Source organism: Allobosea sp. 01N443, from assembly GCF_056399325.1.
The window spans coordinates 1-2,162 of sequence record NZ_JBFTRC010000383.1 but is presented as its reverse complement, the minus strand read 5'-3'; the positions used below and the strand labels follow the sequence as shown (position 1 = coordinate 2,162).

Here is a 2,162-nt window from a genome sequence, read left to right as displayed (position 1 = left end):
CTCTTCGACCGAAGCTCAAGGGGAGGGAATCATGAGCCCCGGGAGAAACTACCTGGAACGCGCTGCGCCCGGTGACGCGGCGGTTCTATTCAGTGACTTCAGGCCGCAGCGTGCGAGCGGGCGATGAAGGGGATCTCCGAGCGTGACAGCCCAAGATCGTCGAGCTCACGGTTGGTCAGACGCGACAGCTCGCGAACCGTCTCGCGATAGCGCAGGAAGGCGCGGATTTTGGCGGCAATCATGGTGACGAACATGGTGTGTTTCCTTAGCGCATATTCCGGACCGGGGCGGTGCCCACAGCGACAATTTCGTTGTGCACTGCACATAAGCCGATCGGCCCGCCGCAATTAGGGGCTTTACTTCAGCTCCGATATGCATTCAGAGCATGCATCATTTGTTAATCAGTAATTTTCTGGTCTCATCATGCGTTGAGCGCAGTCATCGTTTCAAATGCAACCGATGTTCCGCCTAGAAAACGGGCTGTGGCCGAAAGCAGGAATTCACCGCGTTGGCTACGCGATTTCGGCACGTTGCCGATTGCGAAGTTGAACCGCCCGCATGCGGACGTCCGAGGGGGCGGGAATGGGCGACTTTTGACCGTCAGCGGCTCACCGCAAATGTCGGAGTTGGGTCGCGAACGGACGTCCCTTTCGCAGCATGCGAATGTCTGGTTCCGGGCCATGCGCCAATGTCTGCACCTGTGAAGGGTTTCGGATGCCTGCTTTCCTTGCGGCGCTTGCAACCCGGCCTAAACCCCGCTCTATCGTCGCCCATGACGAGGACGCCGAGCGGTGGGGCGATACTGTGACGCAAGGCGACACTACCTCCGCACCACTGTCCCTTGCGGCGCTGGGCTGGACGGATTTCTTTGCAGATCAATGCGGACCAGATGACGCCTGCCTCCGGCCTGCGCGCATCGGCTCGGTGCACCGCACCCGCATGAGCGCAATCACGCCCGATGGGCCGATCAGGCTCAAGCTGCCGGTCCATACCAATACAGGCGACTTCACGGTGGGTGACTGGGTTCTGGTGGAGCCCAGCACACATCTGCTACGGCGCCGGGGTGTGGCGAAGGCCGCACCCTCGCGCTGGTCGGTTCGTCCGGCGTCGGCAAATCGACTCTTGTGAACGCGCTTGCCGGCACCATCGATGGCGAACCGCAGCAGACGGGCGACATCCGCGACCACGACGCTAAGGGGYGCCACACCACGACGTCGCGCTCGCTGCATGCGATTGCCTGCGGCGGCTGGGTGATTGATACGCCGGGCATGCGCACGCTCCATGTCAGCGATGCGGCGTCTGGTCTCGAAACGCTGTTCGCCGAGATCACGGAACTAAGCCCGCTCTGCCGCTTCCGCGACTGCACCCATGAGCACGAGCCCGGCTGCGCGGTTCAGGAGGCAGTCTCCAAGGGCGCGATCGACCCTGAGCGTCTGGCACGCTGGCGCAAGCTCGATCTAGAGAACAGGGCAAAGTCGCCGGAGGTGAAGGGGCCGAGGGGAAGGGGCGGTAGGCGGGGCGTTTGATTCGGCCGAGCCCAAACCTCAGCCTGTTCATCCTGGAGCTGACGCCGGTGATACGGCCCCTCGCCCGCCAGCGCGCGACGATCGACGACTATCCGGACTACCATGTGGCCCGGCGTCCGGATGGGATACCTCTCGGTGACCCTGCCGCCGCGCAGCCCATTTTCTAGGCAGAATATCGGTTTCATTTGAAACAATGACTGCGCTCAACGCATGATGCGACCAGAAAATTACTGATTAACAAATGATGCATGCTCTGTATGCATATCGGAGCTGAAGTAAAGCCCCTAATTGCGGCGGGCCGATCGGCTTATGTGCAGTGCACAACGAAATTGTCGCTGTGGGCACCGCCCCGGTCCGGAATATCCGCCAGAGGAATATCACCATGTTCGTCACCATGATTGCCGCCAAAATCCGCGCCTTCCTCCGCTATCGCGAGACAGTTCGCGAGCTGTCGCGTCTGACCAACCGTGAGCTCGCCGATCTTGGCCTGTCACGCTCGGAGATCCCCTTCATCGCCCGCTCGCACGCTGCGGCCTGAAGTCACTGAATAGAACCGCCGCGTCACCGGGCGCAGCGCGTTCCAGGTAGTTTCTCCCGGGGCTCATGATTCCCTCCCCTTGAGCTTCGGTCGAAGAG

Annotated in this window: 2 protein-coding genes and 1 pseudogene; 2 read left to right on the top strand and 1 reads right to left on the bottom strand. The window is 61.5% G+C overall.

What is annotated here, in order from left to right; translation table 11 throughout:
• Positions 1-98: 98 nt before the first annotated feature.
• Entirely contained in the window at positions 99-254 is a 156-nt protein-coding gene (locus AC1DRP_RS36545; protein ID WP_441493807.1) for a DUF1127 domain-containing protein, read from the bottom strand.
• Positions 255-804: 550 nt separating this feature from the next.
• On the opposite strand from AC1DRP_RS36545, the pseudogene rsgA reads away from it, so the two are divergent.
• Both rsgA and AC1DRP_RS36535 read left to right on the top strand, forming a co-directional pair.
• A pseudogene (rsgA, locus tag AC1DRP_RS36540) lies at positions 805-1,526 on the top strand (ribosome small subunit-dependent GTPase A).
• A gap of 382 nt (positions 1,527-1,908) precedes the next feature.
• Positions 1,909-2,064 carry a DUF1127 domain-containing protein gene (locus AC1DRP_RS36535; RefSeq protein WP_476771136.1) on the top strand — a complete coding sequence of 52 codons (156 nt, stop codon included), beginning with the start codon at positions 1,909-1,911 and terminating at the stop codon, positions 2,062-2,064.
• Positions 2,065-2,162 lie beyond the last annotated feature (98 nt).